The organism is Streptomyces sp. NPDC058955 (genome assembly GCF_042741435.1).
In the GTDB taxonomy this organism is placed as follows: Bacteria; Actinomycetota; Actinomycetes; order Streptomycetales; family Streptomycetaceae; genus Streptomyces.
The window spans coordinates 1-1,091 of the sequence record NZ_JBHYKM010000253.1; the positions used below are offsets into that span (position 1 = coordinate 1).

General features: G+C 80.9%; 1 pseudogene. It reads left to right on the forward strand.

The window, feature by feature from the left end:
- A pseudogene (locus ACFW1I_RS38400) lies at positions 1-1,091 on the forward strand (hypothetical protein); the annotation flags it as partial.

A 1,091-nucleotide genomic window follows, 5' to 3' on the forward strand; every position in this document is an offset into this window, starting at 1 on the left:
AGCGCCGGCCGCCCGCCCACGCCCGCGCCCACCCCCACCGGCACCGTCACCCGCCCCGGCACCACCCCGCCCGCCACCCCCTCCCCCCGTCCCACGGGCGCCACCACCGCCCCCGACGGCTCCGGCGGCCCCCCCCCCGGAAATCCAGCCCCGCCCAACCACCCACCCCCCCCGCCCCCCGCCGCGCCGAGAGCCGCGCCGCCGCGCTCGCCGAGGAACGGAACCTCCTCGACCGGGAGGCCCGGGCCGACGAGGAAGCCCTCCAGGAGGCGGCCGGCTGGCTCGCCGACTGGGAGCCCCGGCGCGCCGCCCTCCAGCAGCGCGTCGACACCGCGCAGGAGGCCGCCGCCCGCGCCGAACAGCTCGCCGGCCGGCTCGAACCCCTCCGCCTCCGGCTCGCCGCCGCCCGCCGCCGCGACAGCCTCGCCCGTACCCTCGCCCAGGCCGAGGAGCGGTACGCCGCCGCCCGCGAGCACCGCAACACCGCTCACGAGAGCTGGCTCGACCTCAAGTCCCGCCGCCTGCGCGGCATCGCCGCCGAACTCGCCGCCGGCCTCACCGACGGCGAGCCCTGCCAGGTGTGCGGATCCACCGTCCACCCCGCACCGACCGCCGCCACCGCCGACCATGTCGACCGGGCCGCCGAGGAGAGCGCGTACGCCCGCTACACGGAGGCCGACGAGGCCAGCCGCGCCGCCGAGCGCGACCTGGCCGGCACCCGCGAAGCGCTCGCCGCCGCCCGCGAGGAGGTCCACGCGCTGGCCGCTCCTGGGCAACTGCACAACGAGCCGACGGTCGCGGAACTCGCCGACGCTGCCGAGGAACTGACCGCCCGCCACGCCGAGGCGCACGCGCTCGCCGCCCAGACCCACGCGGCGCGCGAGGCGCTGGCGCGGGCGGAACGCGAGCACGAGGAGCGGGCAGCCGCCCAGCGCGAGGCGGAGCGACGGGTCGCCGCCCGCACCTCGCACCGCGAAGCCATCGAGCGGCAGCGCGCCGCGCTCGCCGAGGAGCTCGCCCGGGGCCGCGGGGGGGGGGGGGGGGGGCCTCGCGGCCGGTCCACCACGCCCGAGCGCGCCCCGCGCGCAGAC